This is a genomic window from Bradyrhizobium sp. R2.2-H (assembly GCF_004346455.1).
GTDB lineage: Bacteria > Pseudomonadota > Alphaproteobacteria > Rhizobiales > Xanthobacteraceae > Bradyrhizobium > Bradyrhizobium diversitatis.
Genome location: NZ_SMBR01000002.1, coordinates 345961 through 368070, shown reverse-complemented (window position 1 = coordinate 368070; position 22110 = coordinate 345961). Strand labels below are relative to the sequence as shown.

Below are 22110 nucleotides of genomic sequence, written 5' to 3'. Positions count from 1 at the left end.
TAGTTTTATGATGAAACTAGGTTGCCATCTAGGGCATATGGTTTTATGATGCAACCACACAAGCGCGTGATGGGCGCCGGCGCCGTGCGAATGCGATAGGACGAAGGTGATGGTGAAACGAACCAGCTTCGAAGGCGATGCCTGCCCCATCGCGCGCTCGCTGGAGGCGCTCGGCGACTGGTGGTCGCTGCTGATCATCCGCGAGGCGCTGTTGGGCGTCCGCCGCTTCGGCGAATTCCAGAGCAGGCTCGGCATGGCCAAGAACATCCTGTCGGCCCGCCTGCGATCGCTGGTCGACCATGGCATTCTCGAGACCGCCCCCGCCTCCGACGGCAGCGCCTATCAGGAATATCTGCTGACGCCGAAGGGCCGCGGCACCTTCCCGATCCTGGTCGCGCTGCGGCAATGGAGCGAGGCGTTCGACGACCACCCCGAGGAGATCGCGACCATCCTGGTCGATCGTGCGAAAGGCCGCCCGGTGAAGAAGCTGGAAATGCGCGCCGAGGACGGCAGGCTGCTCAGTCCCGCCGACACCACGCTGAAGCCGCGGCCGGCGCGACGGCGGTCGGCCTGATTGCGGCGACGAGCTGCCACCACACCGTCAATGCGCGCGAACTCTGGCTAGCATCCGACCAGGGTAGCCCTGCGAACCATTTTCAGGCGATCGGCGCGTTGGCGCCGGCCGAACTCGGCCTCGTAGTTCAGATCATAGACGCAGCCGACCTTCATGGCGGCAAAGTCCGCATTCCGCTCGATCGTGTAATGACCGAAAGGCTCCGTCTTGAGATGGACGCGACCGGGCTCGAACCAGGCTTGATCGACGCCGCGATAGGTCACCCGATCGGTCCAGCCCACGGTCGCAAACCAAAGGATCAAGCCTCCGATCAATGCCACCATGATCACGAGGCTACGAACATCGTTGCGGAGCTTGTCCGCAAGGCTCGAGAGATTGGACGCGTTCTTCACATTGGCTTTGTCGTCGCCAGAACGCGATAGTTCACGCCAAACCCATCCAGCCTCGTCACGACAGCTTGCGCTTGGTCCGCAGCCGCAGATGCTCGTCGGCCTCCAGCTTGGTCATGCCCAGGAGATAATGCAGCACGGCGAGCTTGTGGCGCTCGGCGAGCTTGCGCAATGCTCCGGTCTGCTCGGCGATGAAGGCCACCGCCTCGTCCGCGCCGCCCTCCCCTGGTTCCTCGGGACGCGAGCCTCCCCGCGCGCCCGATGCGGCACGCTTCCGTTTCTTTGGCTTAGTCACCAAGACCCCACCCGAATCCATGGCCCCAGCAGCAACATTACGCCCACATCGACCGCAACTCCAAGGTGGTATTCTGCAACTTTCTCGATATGAAACTTTTCCCATCGAGGCGGCTTTCAACACCCCTCGATTTGACAGCGGAGGCCGCACCACCCATGTTCGGGTCGAAACGGCCGACCCGAGTCCTTTCGTTTTCGGCCCAAGATTTCCCCGTAAGTTACTGGAACTACATGAATATCGTCATCGTGGAGTCGCCGGCGAAAGCCAAGACGATCAACAAATATTTGGGCTCGTCCTATGAGGTTCTGGCCTCGTTCGGCCATGTCCGCGACCTGCCCGCGAAGAACGGCTCCGTCGATCCCGATGCCAATTTCAAGATGATCTGGGAGGTCGATCCCAAGGCGGCCGGCCGGCTCAACGAGATCGCCCGGTCCCTGAAGGGCGCCGACCGCCTGATTCTCGCCACCGACCCTGATCGCGAGGGCGAGGCCATCTCCTGGCACGTGCTGGAGGTGCTGAAGGAAAAGCGCGCACTGAAGGACCAGAAGATCGAGCGGGTGGTGTTCAACGCCATCACCAAGCAGGCGGTCTCCGACGCGATGAAGCATCCGCGCCAGATCGACGGCGCGCTGGTCGACGCCTACATGGCACGCCGCGCGCTCGACTACCTGGTCGGCTTCACCCTTTCCCCCGTGCTGTGGCGCAAGCTGCCGGGCGCGCGCTCGGCCGGCCGCGTGCAATCGGTGGCGCTGCGCCTCGTCTGCGACCGCGAGCTCGAGATCGAGAAGTTCGTGCCGCGCGAATATTGGTCGCTGATCGCGACCCTGCTCACCCCCCGCGGCGACGCCTTCGAGGCCCGCCTCGTCGGTGCCGACGGCAAGAAGATCCAGCGTCTCGACATCGGCACGGGTGCCGAAGCCGAAGACTTCAAGAAGGCGCTGGAGGCAGCCAGCTACACCGTGACCGCGGTCGATGCCAAGCCGGCCCGGCGCAATCCGCAGGCGCCCTTCACCACCTCGACGCTGCAGCAGGAAGCCAGCCGCAAATACGGCTTTGCGCCGGCGCACACGATGCGCATCGCCCAGCGGCTCTATGAGGGCATCGACATCGGCGGCGAGACCACCGGACTCATTACTTATATGCGTACCGACGGCGTGCAGATCGATCCGTCCGCGATCACCCAGGCGCGCAAGGTGATCGGCGAGGATTACGGCAACGCCTATGTGCCGGATAGCCCCCGCCAGTACCAGGCCAAGGCCAAGAACGCCCAGGAAGCGCACGAAGCGATCCGCCCGACCGACCTCTCCCGCCGCCCCGACAGCATGAGCCGCAGGCTCGATGCCGATCAGGCGAAGCTTTATGAGCTGATCTGGAAGCGTACCATCGCGAGCCAGATGGAATCTGCAGAGCTCGAGCGCACCACCGTGGACATCACGGCCAAGGCAGACTCCCGCACGCTGGAGCTGCGCGCCACCGGCCAGGTCGTCAAGTTCGACGGCTTCCTGGCGCTGTACCAGGAAGGCCGCGACGACGAGGAAGACGAGGATTCCCGCCGCCTGCCCGCGATGAGCCCGAACGACGCCCTGAAGCGGCAGAGCCTGTCCGTCACCCAGCACTTCACCGAGCCGCCGCCGCGCTTCTCGGAAGCATCCCTGGTCAAGCGCATGGAAGAGCTCGGCATCGGCCGGCCCTCGACCTATGCCTCCATCCTCCAGGTCCTGAAGGACCGCGGCTACGTCAAGCTGGAGAAGAAGCGCCTGCACGGCGAGGACAAAGGCCGCGTCGTGGTCGCCTTCCTCGAAAGCTTCTTTGCCCGCTATGTCGAATACGACTTTACGGCAAGCCTCGAAGAGCAGCTCGACCGCATCTCCAACAACGAGATCTCCTGGCAGCAGGTTCTGAAGGACTTTTGGACTGGCTTCATCGGTGCCGTCGACGACATCAAGGAGCTGCGCGTCGCACAGGTGCTCGACGTGCTCGACGACATGCTGGGCCAGCACATCTATCCGCCGCGGGCGGACGGTGGCGATATCAGGCAGTGCCCGAACTGCGGCACCGGCCGGCTGAACCTCAAGGCCGGCAAGTTTGGCGCCTTCGTCGGCTGCTCGAACTATCCGGAATGCCGCTACACCCGTCAGCTCGCCGCCGACGGCGAGGCGACTGCTGACCGTTCGCTCGGTCAGGATCCTGATACGGGTCGCGATGTCTGGGTCAAGGCCGGCCGCTTCGGCCCCTACATCCAGCTCGGCGAGCAGAAGGACTATGCGGAAGGCGAGAAGCCCAAGCGCGCGGGCATTCCGAAGGGCACCTCGCCCGGCGATGTCGACCTCGAGCTCGCGCTGAAACTGCTGTCGCTGCCGCGTGAGATCGGCAAGCATCCGGAAAGCGGTCTTCCGATCACCGCCGGCCTCGGCCGCTTCGGACCGTTCGTGAAGCACGACAAGACTTACGCCAGCCTGGAAGCCGGCGACGAGGTGTTCGACATCGGCCTCAACCGCGCGGTGACGTTGATCGCCGAAAAGGTCGCCAAGGGCCCGAGCCGCCGCTTCGGCGCGGATCCCGGCAAAGCGCTCGGCGATCATCCGACGCTCGGCACCGTCACCGTCAAGAGCGGGCGCTACGGCGCCTATGTCACGGCCGGCGGCGTCAACGCGACGATCCCGGCCGAGTTCGAGAAGGATACGATCACCCTGCCACAGGCGATCGCGCTGATCGACGAGCGCGCGGCCAAGGGCGGCGGCAAGAAGACCACCAAGGCGGCGAAGAAAGCGGCCAAGCCGGCCAAGGCCAAGAAGACTGCAGAGAAAACGGCGGACGGCGAAGATTCCGCGCCAAAACCGAAGAAGCCGGCCGCGAAGAAAGCCGCGGCCAAAACCAAATCCGAATCCACCAGCAAGGCGCGCGCCGCCGTGCCGTCGACCGCCAAGACGTCGCCGACCAAGGCCGCTGCCACCAAGAATCCTGCAAATACTCCGGCCAAGAAGAGTGCCGGCAAGAGTTAGAGGCTAAGTGAAACGCAAGAATGACCATGGCTTTCCCGACAGGAACGCCATCGTCGCCTTCATCAAGGCAAATCAGGGAAATGTCGGGACCCGCGAAATTGCACGCGAGTTCGGCCTGAAGAACGCCGATCGCGCCGAGCTCAGGCGCATGCTGCGCGAGCTCGCCGACGACGGCATCGTCAAGAAAAAGCGCCACAAGATCTCGGAGCCGGATACGCTTCCGCCGACGCTGCTCGCGGACATCACCGGCCGCGACTCCGACGGCGAATTGATCGCCTCCCCCGCCGAATGGGACGAGGTCGAGAGCGGCGAGCCGCCGAAGATCCTCATCGAGATGCCGCGCCGGCCAAAACCCGGCACCGCCGCCGGTGTCGGCGACCGTGCGCTGCTGCGCGTCGAGCGCTCGGAGGAGACCGAAGGCCCGGCCTGGCGCGGCCGCATCATCAAGGTCATCGACAAGGCCAAGAGTCGCATCCTCGGCGTGTTCCGCGAGCTTCCCGAGGGCGGCGGACGGCTCGTTCCCGTCGACAAGAAATTCGCCGACCGCGAGCTGAACATCGCCAAGGCCGATACAGGTGGCGCGCAGGATGGCGACCTCGTCAGCGTCGACATCGTGCGCTCGCGCGGCTTCGGCCTCGCCTCAGGCCGAGTCAAGGAGAAGCTCGGCTCGGTCAAGTCGGAGAAGGCGATCAGCCTGATCGCGATCTACGCCCATGATATCCCGCTGCAATTCTCCGCCGCCGCCGAGCGCGAGGCGGAGGCGGCCGAGCCCGCCAGTCTCAGGGGCCGCGAGGACTGGCGCGACGTCCCGCTGGTCACCATAGACCCGCCGGACGCCAAAGATCACGACGATGCGGTCCACGCGCAGCCCGACGACGATCCCAACAACAAGGGCGGCTTCATCGTCAACGTCGCCATTGCCGATGTGAGCTTCTACGTCCGGCCGGGCACCGCGCTCGACCGCGATGCGCTCGACCGCGGCAACTCGGTCTATTTCCCCGACCGCGTCGTACCGATGCTGCCCGAGCGCATCTCCAACAATCTCTGTTCGCTGGTGCCCGGCGAGCCGCGCGGCGCGCTCGCGGTTCGCATGGTGCTCGGTCCCGATGGGCGCAAGCGCTCGCACAGCTTCCACCGCATCCTGATGCGCTCGGCGGCCAAGCTGAGCTATGCGCAGGCCCAGGCCGCGATCGACGGGCGGCCGGACGACACGACCGGCCCCCTGCTCGATCCGATCCTGAAGCCGCTCTATGCCGCCTATGCCTGCGCCAAGCGCGCTCGCGACGAGCGCGATCCGCTCAATCTCGATCTGCCCGAGCGCAAGATCCTCTTGAAGAGCGACGGCACGGTCGATCGCGTCGTGGTCCCCGAGCGGCTCGACGCGCACAAGCTGATCGAGGAGTTCATGATCCTCGCCAACGTCGCGGCAGCCGAGATGCTGGAGAAGAAATCGCTGCCGCTGATCTACCGCGTGCATGACGAGCCGACGCTGGAGAAGGTCCACGCGCTCGCGGAATTTCTGGAGACGCTCGACGTCCCCTTCACGAAATCAGGCGCGCTGCGCCCGACGCTGTTCAACCGCGTGCTGGCCCAGCTCGAAGGCCATGACTACTATCCGCTGGTGAGCGAGGTCGTGCTGCGCGCCCAGGCGCAAGCCGAATATTCCTCCGAGAATTACGGCCATTTCGGCCTGAACCTGCGCCGCTACGCGCATTTCACCTCACCGATCCGCCGCTATGCCGACCTCGTCGTGCACCGCGCGCTGGTCCGTGCGCTCGGCCTCGGTGAAGGCGCCCTGCCCGACAGCGAGACGCCCGAGAGCTTGAGCGAGGTCGCCGCCCACATCTCTCTGACCGAACGGCGCGCGATGAAGGCCGAGCGCGAGACTGTCGACCGCCTGATCGCCCATCATCTCGCCGATCGTATCGGCGCAAGTTTCCAGGGCCGCGTCTCCGGCGTCACGCGCGCCGGCTTGTTCGTCAAGCTGAGCGAGACCGGCGCCGACGGATTGATCCCGATCCGATCCCTCGGCACGGAATATTTCAACTATGACGAGAGCCGTCACGCGCTGGTCGGCGCCCGCAGCCGCACCATGTACCAGTTGGGCGATGTGGTTGATGTCCGCCTGATAGAGGCTGCCCCCATCGCAGGCGCGTTACGCTTCGAGCTGCTGTCGTCCTCCGGTGAGACCGCGCCGCGCGACCGCAGGTCACCCGGTCCGCAACGCCGTCCCTCGTTCAAGGCGCAGCCCGGACGCAGCCCGGACAGAAAACGCAAGCCGGCGAAGCCGAAATCCGGCAAGCCGAAGAAGGGCAAAGGCAAGAACAAGGGAAAAGGCAAGGGACAGAAGGGCAAGGCATGGTGACGATGAGCACGGCCCCGAAGATCTGGACGCGCGAGAGCGGCCTCGTCGAGAAGCGCGACGTCTGGACGGCAATGAAGCGCGGCTTTCGCGGCCGCTGCCCGCGCTGCGGCGAGGGAAAGCTGTTCCGCGCCTTCCTGAAGACGGCGGACAATTGCGCGACATGCGGCCTCGATTTCACGCCGCATCGCGCCGACGATCTGCCCGCCTATCTCGTCATCGTCATCGTCGGCCACGTCGTGGTGCCGGGCGTTTTGTGGATCGAGACCAATTACACCACGCCGGTCTGGATCAGCTTTGCGGCCTACCTGCCCTTCACCTTCATCGCCTCGCTCGCGCTGCTGCAGCCGGTGAAGGGAGCTGTGGTCGGCTTGCAATGGGCTCTGCGCATGCACGGGTTTGACGAGAACCCGCCGGATGGTATTCCGCCTGTGTAAGCAACAAGCAAGAAACAGTTTGGGTGAGGACATGACGGATATTGCGCCGGCAGCGGAAAAGACCAGGGTCCATGAGGAGAAAGAAGCCGACCAGCATCCCTATTTCCGCCCACGGGATGCGGCGACACTGATCCTGGTCGATCGCAGCGGTGCCATTCCGAAAGTGCTGGTCGGCAAGCGCCACGACAAGGTGGTGTTCATGCCCGGAAAATTCGTCTTCCCGGGCGGCCGCGTCGACAAGGCCGACTATCGTGTGCCATGTGCTGCGCCGATCACCGCGGAGCTGGAGGCCAATCTCGCCAAGGGCAGCCCGAAGACGCCGGCCTCGCGCGCGAAATCGCTTGCCATTGCCGCGATCCGCGAGGCCTGTGAGGAAACCGGCCTGTGCCTCGGCCGCAAGGCTGAGGGAAAGGTGACGAGGCTCGACGGTCCCTGGCGGCCCTTTGCGGATGCGGGCTTGCTGCCCGATCCCTCCGGCCTGTTCCTGATCGCGCGCGCGATCACCCCGCCCGGCCGCGTCAAGCGGTTCGACACGCGCTTCTTCACCGCCGATGCCTCCGCGATCACCCACCGCGTCGAGGGCGTGATCCATGCCGATGCGGAGCTGGTCGAGCTGGTCTGGGTCGAACTCGGCTCGAAACCGCTCGCCGACCTCCATCCGATGACGCGTAACGTGCTCAACGAGCTCGACACCCGCCTTGCCACCGGCCCGCTCCGCCACGACGCGCCGGTGCCGTTCTTCCATTTCTACGGCGGCAGGATGCAGAAGGATATTTTGAGCTAGGTCCGGCGCCAAGCCCTCGTTCGTCACTACGGGACACAGCTCTCTCCTCTCGTCATTCCGGGGCGCGCGTCGCGCGAACCCGGAATCCATTCATCCACCGTCTCTGCGGTCCGATGGATTCCGGGCTCGCCGCTCCGCGGCGCCCCGGAATGACGTGCTGAGAGATCTGCAAAAAACAAAATAATCTTCCCGCCGCCCGCCAATGGCGGAGCTCCGCCGCGTCCCTATGTCTTCCCGAGCGTCACCAAGAACGGACCCCCGGCGATGGCACAACGGCAACTCAAGCTTGGCGCGTTCATGCGCCCGATCAGCATCCACACCGCCGCCTGGCGCTATCCCGGGGCTTGGCCCGACGCCAATTTCAACTTTTCGCACATCAAGACGCTGATCCGGAAGCTCGAAGCCGGCAGGTTCGACGCCTTCTTCATGGCCGATCACCTCGCCGTCCTCAACATGCCGATCAATGCGCTCAAGCGCAGCCACACCGTGACCTCGTTCGAACCATTCACGCTGCTGTCGGCGCTCTCGGCGGTCACCGAGCGCATCGGCCTGATCGCGACGGGCTCGACCACGTTCGACGAGCCCTATCACGTCGCACGCCGCTTCGCCTCGCTCGATCACATCAGCGGTGGCCGCGCCGGCTGGAACATCGTCACCACCTCGAATCCTGACGCCGCACTCAACTTCGGCCTCGACGACCACATGGAGCACGCCGAGCGCTACAAGCGCGCCCGCGAATTCTACGACGTCGTCACCGGCCTGTGGGATTCCTTCGCCGACGATGCCTTCGTGCGCGATGTCGAGAGCGGGCTGTTCTTCGATCCCCAGAAGATGCACACGCTCGACCACCACGGCAAATACCTGAAGGTGCGCGGCCCCCTCAACATCGCCCGGCCCGTGCAGGGCTGGCCGGTGATCGTGCAGGCCGGCGCGTCCGAAGACGGCAGGCAGCTGGCGGCCGAGACCGCGGAAGCCGTGTTCACCGGCGGCGGCAGCCTCGCCGACGGACAGAAACTCTACGCCGACATCAAGGGCCGCATGGAGAAGGTCGGCCGCGATCCCGAGCACCTCAAGATCCTGCCCGGCGCCTTCGTCGTGGTCGGTGACAGCGTCGACGAGGCCAGGGAGAAGCGCGCGCTGCTCGACAGCCGCGTGCATTACGACAGCGCCATCGCCTCGCTCTCCGTCATCCTCGGCACCGATGCTTCCGGCTTCGATCCCGACGGCCCGCTGCCGGAGATCCCCGAGACCAACGCCAGCAAGAGCGGCCGTCAGCGCATGGTCGATCTCGCCGCGCGCGAAAAGCTCACCGTGCGCCAGCTCGCCCAGCGCGTCGGCGGCTATGGCGGCCTGTCCTTCGTCGGGACCGCAAAGACCATCGCCGACCAGATGGAGGAGTGGCTGGTCGGGCGCGGCTCCGATGGCTTCAACATCATGTTCCCGTTCCTGCCCGCCGGCCTCGACGATTTCGTCGACAAGGTCGTCCCGGAGCTCCAGAAGCGCGGGATCTTCCGCAAAGAGTATGAAGGGGCCACCTTGAGGGAGAATCTGGGCCTGCCGCGGCCGAAAAACCGGTTCTTTGAGGGGTGATGTCTTCAGCACCACCGACAGAGAAAAGTTCTCAATAGTGGTATCGACATTGCGCGATCACAAGCTGCTGCGCGTCATCCTTCCCCTGCATGCGGTACACGAGCCGATGCTCGCCCGTGATGCGGCGAGACCACCAGCCGCGCAGATCATGTTTGAGGGGCTCCGGTTTCCCGATCCCCCTGAACGGATCTCTCTTGATGTCCTTGATGAGATCGTTGATGGCCGCGAGGATTTTTTGGTCCTCTTGCTGCCATCGGAGGTAGTCTTGCCAGGCAAGCTCGGTCCAGGCGATCAACATCTCGCTAGCCCGTCGAGTTGGGCTCGATCAGTTCATGCTCGACGAGCTTGCCTTCCTCGGCTTCCTTGATGGCGCGCAGAAGGCGCGCGGCGTTGGCCGGGCTCTTCAGAAGATGAACCGTCTCCAGAAGGCCCTCGTATTCTTCCTCTGAGATCATCACCACGCTGCGGGCGTTCTGGCGCGTCACCAAGAGGGGGGCTCGGTCATCACAGACCTGGTCCATGTAAGCCGCAAGATTTCCCCGCAGCTCCGAGTAAGAAACAGATGCCATGGCTTTCGTCTCCTCCCCACGCATTGTACAGATAATCGTACATAATATCGTACAGAAATTCGTACAAGAGCGACGATGAAGCGGCGGCGCTTTGACGCCCGATAGGCCCGATTTGAGTGGCTTTCCTGCCCTAAAACCTTGACATCGGATCGTTTCTGGCTAGGTTGCCGGCCAACGCGGGCCGTTTGGCCGGCTCCAGATTCCCCGATATTCTGAGGTTCAGAACATGGCCAAAGCGGTCACCATCAAGGTCAAGCTCGTGTCCTCGGCCGACACCGGCTTCTACTACGTCGCCAAGAAGAACTCGCGCACCATGACCGACAAGCTGGTCAAGAAGAAGTACGACCCGGTCGCGCGCAAGCACGTCGAATTCCGCGAAGCCAAGATCAAGTAAGATCGCGGGACGTTGAAGACTTTGACGGGGCCCTCACGGGCCCCGTTTTCATTTTCTCCGCGACATGTCCCGGCGAAACCAGGCGCAAAAGAGATGTGAGCTAGCCCACAGATTTTCGTTTCGAAGTATGTCAAGCTGGTGGACAGGTTTGGCAATTGAGGTGGGTAGCATTCATGGAAACGGTGAAACATTGTCGAGCCCAGTCCATTGAATGCCTCAACTTGATGCAATCAGCGCGCGACGAGACTGAAGCAAGGCTCCTCAAGTCTCTGTCGCAAAGCTGGGTCCGCCTCGCAAACCAGATTGATCGGTACAAATCGTTTCGTTCGACGCGTGACAAGCGGCCTACCGCTTAGCTACACGCGCCGCTGCACGATCCACTCCGAGCCAGGAAATCCGCGAGGCGATAGGCGTGAAGCGCCCGGCGTCAGACTTCGGAGATGACCGTCGTCCAGCTCGAGGACAAGCTTGCTCGGCGACGAGTTCACCACCCGGGTGCTGATGACAGTTGCATCACCGAGTATGATCGGCAGGTCGGTTCCTGCCGGTGGATAATCGTGCAACCCGGAATTGGTCCTCAGCCACACCTTAGCTCCGGTCTCAAGTGTCCAATGTGTCGTATGGCCCGCCCATTCCATGTCTTAGTCCCTGTGGCGAGGGGCGTGCTAGCGGTTTTGTGATCAGTCAACTTGACGTCCGACAACTCCTGGCAAGGCAGACTGCGACATGGCGTCCGATTGGGCTACGCTGGGGCGCCATTCCTGGTCATCCATGAGCCTTTCCCGTTCTGATGGAATCGGAACGGCTCTGCATTCTGGCCTTGACGCGTCTTCTTGACGCGAAGCGGTGTGCGCTTCGCTCGACAACGCAGACCTCAGCCGAAGCCCTGGACGTCCGCTCCTAACAGCGCGGCGTCCGCCAAGCTGACGAATGCGACCAGTCGCCCTGCTACGCCGTCCGCAACACCGGCGGCTGCGACGGGCGGATCAGTGCGAACGCGACCTGCACGATGCCGCCGGCGAGGCCGAGCGCGACGCCGATGCGCCAGGCCATGGTGTAGGAACCGAGCGCGTCGTAAAGCACCCCTCCCCCATAGGCGCCGAGGAAACTGCCGATCTGGTGGCTCATGAAGGCGAGGCCCTGGATCATCGCCTGCCAGCGCAGGCCGAACATCTCGGCGACCGCGCCCGCGACCAGCGGGCCGACGCCCATCCACAAAAAGCCCATGATCGCGCCGAACAGCAGCGTCGAGAACGGCGTCGCCGGCAGCGTGAAGTACCAGGCGAGCGCCAGCGAGCGCAGGATGTAGATGCCGCCGAGCAGTGCCAGCTTGTTCCAGCGCTGGCCGGCCCAGCCAAAGAACAGCGAGCCCAGCACGTTGAAGCCGCCGATCATGCCGAGCGTCTGCGCGCTCAGCATCGGATCGAGGCCGCAGATCGCCAGATACGACGGCAGATGCGTGGTGAGGAACACGAGCTGCATGCCGCAGACCAGATAGGCGCAGGTCATCACCACGAAGGAGGCATTGCCGAATGCGGTCCTCGCCGCTGCCGCCGCCGTGGCATCGTCGATCTCGTCGGCGGCCGGCTTCGGCAGCGGTATCCTATCGACGCGGCCCGCATACCAGGCAGCGGGGATCATCAGGACCGACATAATGACGAATCCGGCAAGGCCGATGCGCCAGCCGAAACCCTCGTTGAGCATCTGCCCGATCGGCGCCGACAACAGTGCGCCGAGCGAGCCCGCGCCGGAGACGATGCCGAGCACGGTGGAGCGCACCGTTTCCGGCACCGCACGCGCCGCCACCGACATCGCAATCGCCGCCGCGGTGCAGGCCAGCGACGTCCCGATCAGCACGCCCGCTCCGATCATGATGCTGACGAGCCCGTTCGCGGTTGCCATCAGCGCGAGCCCCGCAATGTACATCAGCGCGCCCGCGATCATGATCGGACGGAAGCCGTAGCGCGCGGTGAGCGCGCCGGCGGGCGGCTGCAGAAAGCCCCAGGCGAGGTTCTGCACGGCCAGCGCGAGCGTGAAATCCGAGATCGAAATGTGGATGTCATGCGTCAGCGGCTGCATGAAGATCCCCAGGCTCTGCCGCAGCCCCATGCTCAGCGTCAGCATGATCGAGGCCCCGATCAGGATCGGCAATGTCGGACGCAGGACCTGCAGCAGGGGCATTTTCTTCTCCCTCGTCGGCACGGCGCAAATGCCGTCGTCTGCTTTGTTGATTTTGGGTACACAGACCTGTTTACATAGGCTATGGATGACAGGTGCTGTCAAGCGAACAGGACGCTTAGCTCCGCATGGCTCCCCCGCCCAAACAACAGACGATGAAGGAGCGGATCCTCGAGACCGCCGACAAGCTGTTCTATCTGCAAGGCATTCGCGCCATCGGCGTCGACACCATCGCGGCCGAGATCGGCATCTCCAAGCGCACGCTCTACAACCACTTCCCCTCCAAGGACGCACTGATCGCGGCCTATCTCGAGCGCCGCTTCGTCAGCGCACGTCCCTCCGACAAGCCGCCCGCCGAGCAGATCCTCGCCACCTTCGATTCGCTGGAGCGGCGATTTGCGGCGAAAGATTTTCGCGGCTGCCCGTTCGTCAATGCCGTCGCCGAGCTGGGACCTGCGGACCGCGCCGTGAAGAAGATCGCGATTGCCTTCAAGGAAAGCCGCCGCATCTGGTTTCGCGAGCGGCTGACCGAGCTCGGCGTTGCCGATGCGGATACGCTGGCGACGCAGCTCGTACTGCTGGTCGACGGCTCCATCGCCCAGGACCTCGTGCGCGACGATCCCGCGATGGCGCGCGCCGCGAAGGAAGCGGCGAAGGTGCTGCTGCGCAATGCGGGGGTGGACGTGGGTGGTGGTGCGGAGGCGGCGGAGAAACGTCGCAAGCGCGCGCCAGACTAACCGCTGTCGCTGTATCGCTCGGTGTCATCACCCGCGAAAGCGGGTGATCCAGTATTCCAGAGACAGTGAGGCTAACCCGAGAAGCTGCGGCGTACTGGATTCCCCGCTTACGCGGGGAATGACAACGGAAATTGTGGAGGAAGCGCGGACGCCTGACTACTCGTCAGGCCCATTTCGCGACCTTACCAATATGCTCCTGTTTTGCCCGACGAGTCAAATGACGCTGCCGCCGACGCAAGCCGGTCCGCCGCCCGCGCAAGCCATTGATCCAGCTGGCGCCGGCTACTGTGCATGGGGTTGTTTTCGCAATTTGTGTCGCAGCGGCCCTCACGCCGCGTGCGACACCACGCGATTGCGGCCGTCGTGCTTGGCGCGATAGAGCGCAGTGTCGGCGCGCTTGAGGACGTCGGCAACCGCCTCGCCCTTCCGCTCCAGCGTGGTGAGGCCGATCGAGATCGTGACCTCGATGCGCTTGGTGCCCTTGTGGATCGCGAACGGCTCGCCTGCGATCGAGCGGCGCAGGCGCTCGGCGACCATGCCGGCGACGTGCAGATCGGTCTCCGGCATCACGATGACGAACTCCTCGCCGCCGTAGCGGCAGGCGAGATCGATGCCGCGGATCGACTTGCGCACCCGCACCGCGAACTCGCGCAGCACGTCGTCGCCGGCGTCGTGGCCGTAATTGTCGTTGATCGACTTGAAGTAGTCGATGTCGAGGATCATCAGCGCCAGGGGCTTGCCGCGGATCGAGGCCTGCTCGGCGAGGGTCGCGAGATGGCTCTCCATGTAGCGGCGATTGTGCAGGCCGGTAAGCGCGTCGGTGATCGCCATCTCGATCGAGTTCTGCACGTTGTCGCGCAGATGATCGGTGTAGCGGCGGCGGCGGATCTGGGTGCGGGCGCGGGCCAAGAGCTCGGTCTTGTCGATCGGGCGCAGCAGGTAGTCGTTGACGCCGATCTCAAGGCCGCGGAGCAGCCGCGTCGAATTCTCGGGGTCGGCGATGGCCAGGATCGGCACATGCCGCGTGCGCTCCAGCGAGCGTGCCTGGCTGCACAGCCTGAGGCCGTCGAAATTGTTGAGGTCGAGCGAGACGATCAGGAGGTCGTAATTGCCCTCGGCGGCGTGGAACAGCGCCTCCGTCGGGTTCGGCTCGACGTCGATGGTGTGCTCGGCCGCGAGGATGGTCGCCAGCCGCTCGTAGGAGGACTCGCGGTCGTCCACCAGCAGGATGCGGCCGCCCTTGCCGGTGTCGGCCACGGCGCTGCGCTCCGGCGTCTGCATGCCGATCTCGAGCGAGGTGATGGCGCGCATGCGCAGCTCGTCGGTCATCATCTTCAGCCGGGTCAGCGAGCGCACGCGCGCGATCAGCACGACGTCGGAGACGGGCTTGGTGAGGAAGTCGTCGGCGCCGGCTTCCAGGCCGCGGTTGCGGTCGGCGGGGCTGTCGAGCGCTGTCACCATGACGACGGGAATGTGGTGCGTGGCGGGATCGGTCTTGAGGCGGCGGCAGACTTCAAAGCCATCCATGTCGGGCATCATCACGTCGAGCAGGATGATGTCGCATTCGGCGCGCCGGCTGATCGCCAGCGCCTCGGTGCCGTTCGAAGCGGTCATCACGTCGAAATATTCGGCGGACAGGCGGGCTTCGAGGAGTTTGACGTTGGCAGGAACGTCATCGACAACCAGGATACGCGCGGACACTTTGAACTCACTTCCTATCCGATAAAACGCCGGACCGTCTCAATGAATTTGCCGACCGAGATCGGCTTGGACAAATAGGCCTCGCAGCCGCCCTCGCGGATGCGCTCTTCGTCGCCCTTCATCGCGAATGCCGTGACCGCGACGATGGGAATGGTGCGCAGCTCCGGATCGTCCTTGATCCAGCGCGTCACCTCGAGGCCGGAGACCTGCGGCAACTGGATATCCATCAGCACGAGGTCGGGCCGCATCTTGCGAACGAGATCGAGCGCCTCGTAACCGTTGCTGGTGCCCGAAGTCTGATAACCATGCGCCTCCAACAGGTCGCGGAAGAGCTTCATGTTGAGCTCGTTGTCTTCCACGATCAGGACGGTCTTAGCCATCCCGTCCTCCTGATTGGCACGAAGCCGGATACATGTGACGCCTCAGGCGCCGCTTTCCGGCGCTTCGAAAACTGGATTCAAACTAGCCTCAGATTCGCTCTAGTTTCGTTAAAGCCGAGGGGCCACTTTCTGCGATGTGGTTTCCGGTTGCTTGCCCCGGGGTCGCAAGACTCAGGCACGAGACTCGGGCATGATGCAAAGTAGACACCGAAAGTTAACGGAAAGGCAAATCGTCCCTTTGAAAAAGCCTGTTCACAACCCCCGCGAAGTCGCTGAAATCGTTGCGATTCAGGCGTTGTCCTTCGTCGCGAGCGAGCCCGAGCGGCTGGGCCTGTTCCTGGCTGAGACAGGTGTGGGCCCGGAGACCCTCCGGAACGCCGCCTCGGACCCGAATTTCCTCCTCAACGTGCTCGATTTCGTGCTGCGCGATGACGCCACCGTGAAGGCCTTCGCGAGCGCCTCGGAGCTGCATCCGACCAACGTTGCGGCAGCGCGCCAGGTCCTCGGGGACGCGCTTGGCGACCCCTCCTGGGAGCGCGACGTGCCGTGACGGCCGCCGACCCGGCCGGGCCCCGCTGCTTCTGCCGGGATTGTCTGGCCGAACTGGATATGGAGGTGCGGCGTTGCGCGGCCTGCGGTTCCCCTCGCCTCGTCCGCCACGGCGCGCTGGCTGGCCTGACCATCGCCCACATCGACTGCGACGCCTTCTACGCGACGGTCGAGAAGCGCGACAATCCTGACATCGCCGACAGGCCCGTCATCATCGGCGGGGGAAAACGCGGCGTGGTGTCGGCCGCCTGCTACATCGCCCGCACCTATGGCGTTCGTTCGGCGATGCCGATGTTCAAGGCGCTGGAGGCCTGCCCGCACGCGACCGTGGTCCGGCCGGACATGGCCAAATATGTCCGGGTCGGCCGCGAGGTGCGCCAGGCCATGCAGGCGCTGACGCCGCTGGTCGAGCCGCTCTCGATCGACGAAGCCTTCCTCGATCTCTCCGGCACCGAGCGGGTGCACGGCATGATCCCGGCAAAGGTGCTGGCCCGCTTTGCCCGCGACGTCGAGCGTGACATCGGCATCACCGTCTCGGTCGGCCTGTCCTGCAACAAGTTCCTGGCCAAGATCGCCTCCGACCTCGACAAGCCGCGCGGCTTTGCCGCACTCGACCAGGAGGAAGCCCGTCTGATGCTGGCTTCGAGGCCGGTCGGCTTCATCTTCGGCGTGGGACCAGCGACGCAGGAGCGCCTCGTGCAGCGCGGTTTCCGCATCATCGCCGACCTGCAGAAGGCCGACGAGATCGAGATGATGCGGCAGTTTCCGAGCGACGGCCGCCGGCTGTGGCGACTCGCGCGCGGCATCGACGACCGCCGCGTCGAGCCGGATCGGGGCGCCAAGACGATTTCCAGCGAAACCACCTTCGAGACCGACATCCGCGATTTCGCGACGCTGGAGAAGATCCTGTGGCGGCTGTGCGAGAAGACGTCGTCGCGCCTGAAAAGCAGCGAACTCGCCGGCTCCACCGTGACGCTGAAGCTGAAGACCGCCGACTTCCGCCAGCGTACCCGCTCGCAGTCCATTGCGGCCCCGACCCAGCTCGCCGCGAAGATCTTCTCGATTTGCCGCGAGATGCTGGCCAGGGAGATCGACGGCACCGCCTTCCGCCTGATGGGCGCCGGCGTCAGCGCGCTGCGCGAAGGCTCAGCGAGCGACGATACCGACATGCTCGACCGCCGCGCCGCGCACGCCGAGCGCGCGGTGGACAGCCTGCGCAAGAAGTTCGGCAGCGCCGCGGTGATCCGCGGCATCGCCTATGACGGGCCGGAGAAGGCGCAGGAGTGATGACGGGTGAACGCGATCTCGACGCGCTGCTGAGTAACATGAAGCCGGAGATCCTGGACGGCATCTTCGTGTTCTGCACGCTTGCGCCCAACGTGAGCATTCCAGCCACCATCAGCCCGAAGCTGACGTTCCGCGAACGCGAAGGAACAACGCTGGTGATGCTGCACGAGCAGGCCGAGCGTGCCGGACTACGCCATGAATTTCCCTCGCGCCTGATCACCTTGACAGTTCGCTCAGCGCTTGATGCGGTGGGCTTTCTGGCGGCAATCACGGCGCGTCTGGCCGAAGCCGGCATCAGCGTGAACGCCGTGTCGGCCTTCCACCACGACCATCTCTTCGTGCCCGCCGACAGGGCCGACGAGGCGATGGCTGTTCTGCGGGAGATGTCCAAGGCGACGCACTCGTCGCCCAGATAGAGCGCAGCGAAATCAATCCGTGACTGCGATCGCCTCGATCTCGATCAGCCATTCCGGCGCGGCGAGCGCGGAGACGCCGACCAGCGTCGAGGCCGGCGGCTCCATGCCTTCGAAGAAGGCGGAGCGGGCCTTGCCGATGATCGGGCGCAGCTCCGGCTTGTAGTTCACGACGAACGTCGTGATCTTGACGATGTTGGCGTAGGTGGCCCCCGCCGCCTTCAGGGCGTGGCCGAGATTCTGCATCACCTGCGTGGTCTGCGCGGCGATATCGCCCTCGCCGACGATCCGCCCCTCCTCGTCCACCGAGACCTGACCGGAGATGTAGATGGTGCGCGCACCGGAAGCGGTGACGACGTGGGAATAAGCGGGATTGTGATGCAGGCCGCTGGGGCGGAGATGGTCGAGCTTGGGCATGGGCTGGCTCCCCGAGTTTGTGGTTGGGAGAAGCGTAGCTGGAGAGTGTGACGAGAGCTAGATGCAACGCGCAACGCTATTGCTCCGTCATCCCCGCGCGACGGCAAAGCCGTCGTCGCTGGAGGTGCGAGTGATGGGGTGCAAAGCGCCCCATCGTGAGCCTCGAAGGATGTACGGCCCCGCTGCCGCGGCCGGGCCGTCGCCCTTCGAGGGCCACTGAAGAAGCGGCCACCTCAGGGTGACGGTGATGGTGCGGAATGCGTCTTATGCAGCTGCGGCACCAGCCCTCAATTGCAGGGCTTGCTGTCCTTGACGTCGAACTTGCCCATCGCGCCGGAGATCACGAAGTCGTTGTAATCGAGCACGAGCTGGCGCGAGACGCCGTTCTCGTAGAGCTCGAACGACATCGCATAGACCGGCGTCTGCTCGCCTTCCTTCTGCTGGGCGTCGCGGTCGAAATAGCTGACAGTGACCGGCCAGCGCTTCAGCGACTTCATATGCTCGTCGGACGTGGATGGATCGGACGCGGTAGCGCGGTCGGCGGGGATCGGCTGGCCGATCACGGTCAGCGTGTTGTAGACCTTCTGGCCGTCATCGGAGCCGTCATAGACGGAGAGCTCGAGCAGCGATTTTCCTTCTTTCGCAGCGGCGATGATGCGCTGGATCTGCTCGGTCGGGAACACGATCTTGCCGTCGAGTGTGAAGCTCTTCGGCGCCGGCAGCTTCAGCTTGACGTTGATGTGGTCGCCGTCGCGCTCGGCCGAGCCGTCGACGCGGCCGGCATCCGCCTCGTTCATGCGCGTCTCGATCTTGAAGCGGTAGCTCTTGCCGGCGGCGTCCTCCCAGGAATTGGAGCGGAGATCGCTGAGCGTGACCTTGCCCTCGCCGCTGTCGAGCTCGGAGACCTGGCGGAATTCCGAGGTATAGCCCTCGCAGGCGTTCCCCGTGAAATTGTAGAGGATGCGGCCGCGGGCGCTGTTGACCGAATTGGAGCGCGATTTGACGAGGTTGAGGTCATACAGCGCCTGGTGGGCGAGGAACGGACCATTGGCGGCCAGCGCCCCGCCGCCGGGGCCAAAAGCGGCCGCCGCGAGCGCCATCACACCGAGCGAAGTCCGGAAAAGGTGCACCATGTCTGTTCCCTGAGGAAAGCGCAGATTCGACATTTTAATGACCGTTCCATTGCGTCGCAACTGAGGCCGTTTCACGTAAAGTTGCCCCTTCACGTTGGCCTGCCACAACAAAATGCGCCCCCTTCCGGTTGCTTGCATGTGACGGCACGATGGGCGAAACAGGGCGCGCCCGGCCTTCAAACGGACGCGCCGGGGCAATGATTTTGGACAACGAGGTCGGACATGGCGGGCACGGTCGAGCAGAAACTGGCAGAACAGGGCATCAAGCTGCATGAGGCCCCCACCCCCGTCGCCAACTACGTCCCGTTCGTGCGCACCGGCAATCTGCTGTTCGTCTCCGGTCAGGTCTGCTTCGACCCCGCCGGCAAGCTGATCGCCAAGGGCAAGCTCGGCGCTGGTGTCTCCATCGAAGAGGGGGCGGCGGCCGCACGCGGCTGCGCGGTGAACCTGCTGGCCCAGGTCAAGGCAGCGCTCGGCGATCTCGACAAGGTCGTGCGGGTGGTCCGCCTCGGCGGCTTCATCAACTCGGCGCCGGATTTCCTGGACGGACCGAAGGTGCTCAACGGCGCCTCCGACCTGATGGTCGCGGCCTTCGGTGACAAGGGCCGCCATGCCCGCACCACCGTCGGTGTGGCCTCCCTCCCCGCCGATGCGGCGGTCGAGGTCGACGGCGTGTTCGAGGTCGCCTGAGGCGCATGCGCGCTCCGGATTGGCTGACAGCCCGGCCGGTCGCCCACCGCGGCCTGCACGACATTTCGCGCGGCATCGTCGAGAACATGCCGGGTGCGGTGCAGGCCGCCATTGCGGGCAATTTCACGATCGAGGTCGATATCCAGCTCTCGTCCGACGGCGAGGCCATGGTGCATCACGATCACGCGCTGGGCCGTCTCACCGAGGCCACCGGGGACGTCATCTCGAAGACCGCGGCGGAGCTGAGGGCGGTCAGGTTCAGGGACACCGACGAGCGGATGATGTCGCTCAGCGACCTCTGCGCCATGGTCGCCGGCCGCGTGCCGCTGGTGATCGAGGTGAAGAGTCATTTTGGCGGCGACCGCAAGCTGGTGAAGCGGATGGCCGAGGTGCTGGCATCCTATGACGGCCCCGCGGTCGGCATGTCGTTCGATCCCGACCAGGTGCTGGCGCTGCGCGAGCTATTGCCCTCCCGCCCGCGCGGCATCGTCGCGCAACGGACCTATGGGGACGAGTACTGGGCTGACCTGACGCAGCAGCAGCGCGACAGCATGCTGTACCTTCGCCATGGCTTCCGGACCCAGCCCCACTTCGTCGCTTTCAAGGTCGATCACCTCCCGGCGCCCGCCCCCTGGATCGCCCGCAACGTCTTCGGCTGCGCCCTGCTCGGCTGGACCGTCCGCACCCCGGAGCAGCGGACGCGGGCCGGCCAATATGCGGACCAGATGATTTTCGAGGGGTTCGTGCCGTAGGGCACGGCCTGCGAATCTAGCGGTCGTGTCCCGGACAAGCTGCAACGCTTCAGCGTTGCGGCGCAGAGCCGGGACCCATCTCTCCGCGAGCGCGCTGCCACATGGGCCCCGGCTCTGCAGCGCACCGCTGAAGGAGCGCTGCGCTGCGTCCGGGGCACGCTGTGTTTTCCCACCCCTTGAACTCGCTGCTGCAATGCACGATCTTGGGGCACGATGGTATCATCCGAAATCACGCTCGAAGCCGTACCTTCGATTGGCGAGGTGCCCGCGGAGGATTGGGACGCCTGCGCCAATCCCGGCGGAAGATGCAAGGGGGCCGGCAACGGAACCTCATCCACCCTTCCAGGCGATTCCCTCGGCCTCTCAAGTCCTGCCTATAACCCGTTCGTCTCGCACGCATTTCTTTCCGCCGCCGAGAAATCGGGTTCGGCGACCATCCGCACCGGCTGGGGTCCGCGGCATCTGGTGGCCAAGGTCGACGCCCGCGTCGTCGGCGTCGTGCCCTGCTATCTGAAATCGCACTCGCAAGGCGAATACGTCTTCGACCGCGGCTGGGCAGACGCTTATGAGCGCGCGGGCGGGCGCTACTATCCAAAGCTCCAGGTCTCGGTTCCCTTCACGCCGGCAACGGGGCCGCGGCTGCTGGTCCGCGAAGGCGTCGACCGTGCGCAGATCACCGACGCCCTGGCGAGCGGCCTGGTGGCGCTGTGCGGCGTCAGCAAGGCGTCCTCGGTCCACGTCACCTTCGCGCGCGAGGCCGAATGGAAGCTGCTCGCAGAGCACGGCTTCCTCCAGCGCACCGACCAGCAGTTCCACTGGCACAACGAGGGGTTTGCGAGCTTCGACGATTTCCTGGCGACACTGAACTCCCGCCACCGCAAATCGATCAAGCGCGAGCGGCGCGACGCACTGGCCGCGGGGATCACGATCCACTGCCTCACGGGCAAGGACATCACCGAGGATGCCTGGGATGCGTTCTTCCAATTCTACATGGAGACCGGCTCGCGCAAATGGGGCCGGCCTTACCTGACGCGCGAGTTCTTCTCACTGATCGGCGAGACCATGAGCGAGGACGTGCTGCTGGTGATGGCCCGCCGCAACGGCCGCTGGATCGCGGGCGCGATCAACTTCATCGGCTCGGACACGCTGTTCGGCCGCAACTGGGGCGCGGTCGAGCATCATCCGTTCCTGCATTTCGAGGTCTGCTACTATCAGGCGATCGACTTCGCGATCAGACGCGGCCTGAAGCATGTCGAGGCCGGCGCGCAGGGCGAGCACAAGATCGCGCGCGGCTACCTGCCGCGCACCACCTACTCCGCCCACTTCATCGCCGATCCGGGACTACGCCGCGCCATCGACGATTACCTCAAGCGCGAGCGCGCCTATGTCGCGGAGGCCGGACGGGAACTCGCCGAGCTCGGCCCGTTCCGCAAGGGCGCCGATGAGGTGCCTTGACGCCTCGCCGCTGCTGGTGACA

Annotated in this window: 23 protein-coding genes; 14 read left to right on the top strand and 9 right to left on the bottom strand. The window is 64.7% G+C overall.

All coding sequences use genetic code 11. The features are described from left to right. Positions 1-109: 109 nt before the first annotated feature. Positions 110-574 (top strand): winged helix-turn-helix transcriptional regulator, encoded by a 465-nt coding sequence (locus EDE08_RS05790; protein WP_131868004.1) that lies wholly within the window; start codon positions 110-112, stop codon positions 572-574. A 47-nt stretch (positions 575-621) separates the two neighbouring features. On the opposite strand, the gene EDE08_RS05785 is transcribed toward EDE08_RS05790, so the two are convergent. Both EDE08_RS05785 and EDE08_RS05780 read right to left on the bottom strand, forming a co-directional pair. After that, positions 622-966 (bottom strand): hypothetical protein, encoded by a 345-nt coding sequence (locus EDE08_RS05785; protein ID WP_131868002.1) that lies wholly within the window; start codon positions 964-966, stop codon positions 622-624. A gap of 55 nt (positions 967-1021) precedes the next feature. Continuing rightward, positions 1022-1258, bottom strand: a complete 237-nt coding sequence (locus EDE08_RS05780) for a hypothetical protein (protein ID WP_165935752.1) — start codon at positions 1256-1258, stop codon at positions 1022-1024. Positions 1259-1488: 230 nt separating this feature from the next. Between EDE08_RS05780 and topA the strand changes: the two genes are divergently transcribed. The 5 genes from topA (at position 1489) to EDE08_RS05755 (ending at position 9433) form a co-directional block, all read left to right on the top strand. Continuing rightward, a complete protein-coding gene (gene topA / locus EDE08_RS05775; RefSeq protein WP_131867998.1) occupies positions 1489-4260 on the top strand; it encodes a type I DNA topoisomerase in 2772 nt (923 codons plus the stop codon). 7 nt (positions 4261-4267) lie between these two features. Then, the gene (rnr, locus tag EDE08_RS05770) at positions 4268-6625 is read left to right on the top strand and encodes a ribonuclease R (protein ID WP_131867996.1); all 2358 of its coding nucleotides are present in this window, start codon (positions 4268-4270) and stop codon (positions 6623-6625) included. After that, positions 6619-7059 (top strand): DUF983 domain-containing protein, encoded by a 441-nt coding sequence (locus EDE08_RS05765; RefSeq protein WP_131867994.1) that lies wholly within the window; start codon positions 6619-6621, stop codon positions 7057-7059. Before rnr ends, EDE08_RS05765 begins: the two co-directional genes overlap by 7 nt. Before the next feature lie 31 nt (positions 7060-7090). Beyond that, complete coding sequence (locus EDE08_RS05760) at positions 7091-7843, top strand: NUDIX hydrolase (protein ID WP_131867992.1); 753 nt, start codon at positions 7091-7093, stop codon at positions 7841-7843. Positions 7844-8107: 264 nt separating this feature from the next. Further along, the gene (locus EDE08_RS05755; RefSeq protein WP_131867990.1) at positions 8108-9433 is read left to right on the top strand and encodes an LLM class flavin-dependent oxidoreductase; all 1326 of its coding nucleotides are present in this window, start codon (positions 8108-8110) and stop codon (positions 9431-9433) included. Between the two features lie 31 nt (positions 9434-9464). Here EDE08_RS05755 and EDE08_RS05750 read toward each other — a convergent pair whose 3' ends face one another. Together EDE08_RS05750 and EDE08_RS05745 are read right to left on the bottom strand one after the other, a co-directional pair. Continuing rightward, on the bottom strand, positions 9465-9731 hold the full coding sequence (locus tag EDE08_RS05750) for a Txe/YoeB family addiction module toxin (protein WP_131867988.1): 267 nt from the start codon (positions 9729-9731) through the stop codon (positions 9465-9467). A 4-nt stretch (positions 9732-9735) separates the two neighbouring features. Further along, on the bottom strand, positions 9736-10002 hold the full coding sequence (locus tag EDE08_RS05745; RefSeq protein WP_131867986.1) for a type II toxin-antitoxin system Phd/YefM family antitoxin: 267 nt from the start codon (positions 10000-10002) through the stop codon (positions 9736-9738). A gap of 226 nt (positions 10003-10228) precedes the next feature. On the opposite strand from EDE08_RS05745, the gene rpmG reads away from it, so the two are divergent. Continuing rightward, positions 10229-10396, top strand: coding sequence for a 50S ribosomal protein L33 (gene rpmG / locus EDE08_RS05740; RefSeq protein ID WP_007603295.1), 168 nt, complete (start codon positions 10229-10231; stop codon positions 10394-10396). A gap of 948 nt (positions 10397-11344) precedes the next feature. Here rpmG and EDE08_RS05735 read toward each other — a convergent pair. Beyond that, positions 11345-12577: an MFS transporter gene (locus EDE08_RS05735; RefSeq protein ID WP_131867984.1), complete on the bottom strand. Its 1233-nt coding sequence runs from the start codon at positions 12575-12577 to the stop codon at positions 11345-11347. Positions 12578-12702: 125 nt separating this feature from the next. Between EDE08_RS05735 and EDE08_RS05730 the strand changes: the two genes are divergently transcribed. Next, positions 12703-13311 (top strand): TetR/AcrR family transcriptional regulator, encoded by a 609-nt coding sequence (locus EDE08_RS05730; protein ID WP_131867982.1) that lies wholly within the window; start codon positions 12703-12705, stop codon positions 13309-13311. A 327-nt stretch (positions 13312-13638) separates the two neighbouring features. Here EDE08_RS05730 and EDE08_RS05725 read toward each other — a convergent pair whose 3' ends face one another. Both EDE08_RS05725 and EDE08_RS05720 read right to left on the bottom strand, forming a co-directional pair. Then, complete coding sequence (locus tag EDE08_RS05725; protein ID WP_131867980.1) at positions 13639-15012, bottom strand: PleD family two-component system response regulator; 1374 nt, start codon at positions 15010-15012, stop codon at positions 13639-13641. 14 nt (positions 15013-15026) lie between these two features. Continuing rightward, positions 15027-15392: a response regulator gene (locus EDE08_RS05720; protein ID WP_035709808.1), complete on the bottom strand. Its 366-nt coding sequence runs from the start codon at positions 15390-15392 to the stop codon at positions 15027-15029. 238 nt (positions 15393-15630) lie between these two features. Here EDE08_RS05720 and EDE08_RS05715 point away from each other — a divergent pair, with 238 nt between their 5' ends. The 3 genes from EDE08_RS05715 to EDE08_RS05705 are packed head-to-tail and all read left to right on the top strand — an operon-like array spanning position 15631 to position 17644. Next, positions 15631-15942: a DUF3572 domain-containing protein gene (locus EDE08_RS05715; RefSeq protein WP_061877289.1), complete on the top strand. Its 312-nt coding sequence runs from the start codon at positions 15631-15633 to the stop codon at positions 15940-15942. After that, a complete protein-coding gene (locus EDE08_RS05710; RefSeq protein ID WP_131867978.1) occupies positions 15939-17228 on the top strand; it encodes a DNA polymerase IV in 1290 nt (429 codons plus the stop codon). Before EDE08_RS05715 ends, EDE08_RS05710 begins: the two co-directional genes overlap by 4 nt. Then, positions 17228-17644, top strand: coding sequence for an ACT domain-containing protein (locus EDE08_RS05705; protein WP_131867976.1), 417 nt, complete (start codon positions 17228-17230; stop codon positions 17642-17644). Before EDE08_RS05710 ends, EDE08_RS05705 begins: the two co-directional genes overlap by 1 nt. Before the next feature lie 12 nt (positions 17645-17656). Here EDE08_RS05705 and EDE08_RS05700 read toward each other — a convergent pair whose 3' ends face one another. Together EDE08_RS05700 and EDE08_RS05690 are read right to left on the bottom strand one after the other, a co-directional pair. Next, entirely contained in the window at positions 17657-18058 is a 402-nt protein-coding gene (locus tag EDE08_RS05700) for a RidA family protein (protein ID WP_131867974.1), read from the bottom strand. Between the two features lie 287 nt (positions 18059-18345). Next, entirely contained in the window at positions 18346-19191 is an 846-nt protein-coding gene (locus EDE08_RS05690) for a cell envelope integrity EipB family protein (RefSeq protein WP_165935753.1), read from the bottom strand. Positions 19192-19413: 222 nt separating this feature from the next. On the opposite strand from EDE08_RS05690, the gene EDE08_RS05685 reads away from it, so the two are divergent. From EDE08_RS05685 to EDE08_RS05675, 3 genes are all read left to right on the top strand, one after another. Continuing rightward, complete coding sequence (locus EDE08_RS05685; RefSeq protein WP_061021329.1) at positions 19414-19881, top strand: RidA family protein; 468 nt, start codon at positions 19414-19416, stop codon at positions 19879-19881. A gap of 5 nt (positions 19882-19886) precedes the next feature. Beyond that, positions 19887-20633, top strand: coding sequence for a glycerophosphodiester phosphodiesterase (locus tag EDE08_RS05680; protein WP_131867970.1), 747 nt, complete (start codon positions 19887-19889; stop codon positions 20631-20633). A 213-nt stretch (positions 20634-20846) separates the two neighbouring features. Next, positions 20847-22088, top strand: a complete 1242-nt coding sequence (locus tag EDE08_RS05675; protein WP_131867968.1) for a GNAT family N-acetyltransferase — start codon at positions 20847-20849, stop codon at positions 22086-22088. Positions 22089-22110: the final 22 nt, after the last annotated feature.

What these genes read in the sequence shown, in the direction of transcription:
- EDE08_RS05745 (WP_131867986.1), bottom strand. Translation starts at nt 10,002, where the DNA reads ATGGCATCTGTTTCTTACTCGGAGCTGCGGGGAAATCTTGCGGCTTAC.
- EDE08_RS05690 (WP_165935753.1), bottom strand. Translation starts at nt 19,191, where the DNA reads ATGGTGCACCTTTTCCGGACTTCGCTCGGTGTGATGGCGCTCGCGGCG.
- EDE08_RS05675 (WP_131867968.1), top strand. Translation starts at nt 20,847, where the DNA reads ATGGTATCATCCGAAATCACGCTCGAAGCCGTACCTTCGATTGGCGAG.
- EDE08_RS05705 (WP_131867976.1), top strand. Translation starts at nt 17,228, where the DNA reads ATGACGGGTGAACGCGATCTCGACGCGCTGCTGAGTAACATGAAGCCG.
- EDE08_RS05755 (WP_131867990.1), top strand. Translation starts at nt 8,108, where the DNA reads ATGGCACAACGGCAACTCAAGCTTGGCGCGTTCATGCGCCCGATCAGC.
- EDE08_RS05685 (WP_061021329.1), top strand. Translation starts at nt 19,414, where the DNA reads ATGGCGGGCACGGTCGAGCAGAAACTGGCAGAACAGGGCATCAAGCTG.
- EDE08_RS05700 (WP_131867974.1), bottom strand. Translation starts at nt 18,058, where the DNA reads ATGCCCAAGCTCGACCATCTCCGCCCCAGCGGCCTGCATCACAATCCC.
- EDE08_RS05750 (WP_131867988.1), bottom strand. Translation starts at nt 9,731, where the DNA reads ATGTTGATCGCCTGGACCGAGCTTGCCTGGCAAGACTACCTCCGATGG.
- EDE08_RS05765 (WP_131867994.1), top strand. Translation starts at nt 6,619, where the DNA reads ATGGTGACGATGAGCACGGCCCCGAAGATCTGGACGCGCGAGAGCGGC.
- EDE08_RS05680 (WP_131867970.1), top strand. Translation starts at nt 19,887, where the DNA reads ATGCGCGCTCCGGATTGGCTGACAGCCCGGCCGGTCGCCCACCGCGGC.
- EDE08_RS05790 (WP_131868004.1), top strand. Translation starts at nt 110, where the DNA reads ATGGTGAAACGAACCAGCTTCGAAGGCGATGCCTGCCCCATCGCGCGC.
- topA (WP_131867998.1), top strand. Translation starts at nt 1,489, where the DNA reads ATGAATATCGTCATCGTGGAGTCGCCGGCGAAAGCCAAGACGATCAAC.
- rpmG (WP_007603295.1), top strand. Translation starts at nt 10,229, where the DNA reads ATGGCCAAAGCGGTCACCATCAAGGTCAAGCTCGTGTCCTCGGCCGAC.
- EDE08_RS05720 (WP_035709808.1), bottom strand. Translation starts at nt 15,392, where the DNA reads ATGGCTAAGACCGTCCTGATCGTGGAAGACAACGAGCTCAACATGAAG.
- EDE08_RS05735 (WP_131867984.1), bottom strand. Translation starts at nt 12,577, where the DNA reads ATGCCCCTGCTGCAGGTCCTGCGTCCGACATTGCCGATCCTGATCGGG.
- EDE08_RS05730 (WP_131867982.1), top strand. Translation starts at nt 12,703, where the DNA reads ATGGCTCCCCCGCCCAAACAACAGACGATGAAGGAGCGGATCCTCGAG.
- EDE08_RS05760 (WP_131867992.1), top strand. Translation starts at nt 7,091, where the DNA reads ATGACGGATATTGCGCCGGCAGCGGAAAAGACCAGGGTCCATGAGGAG.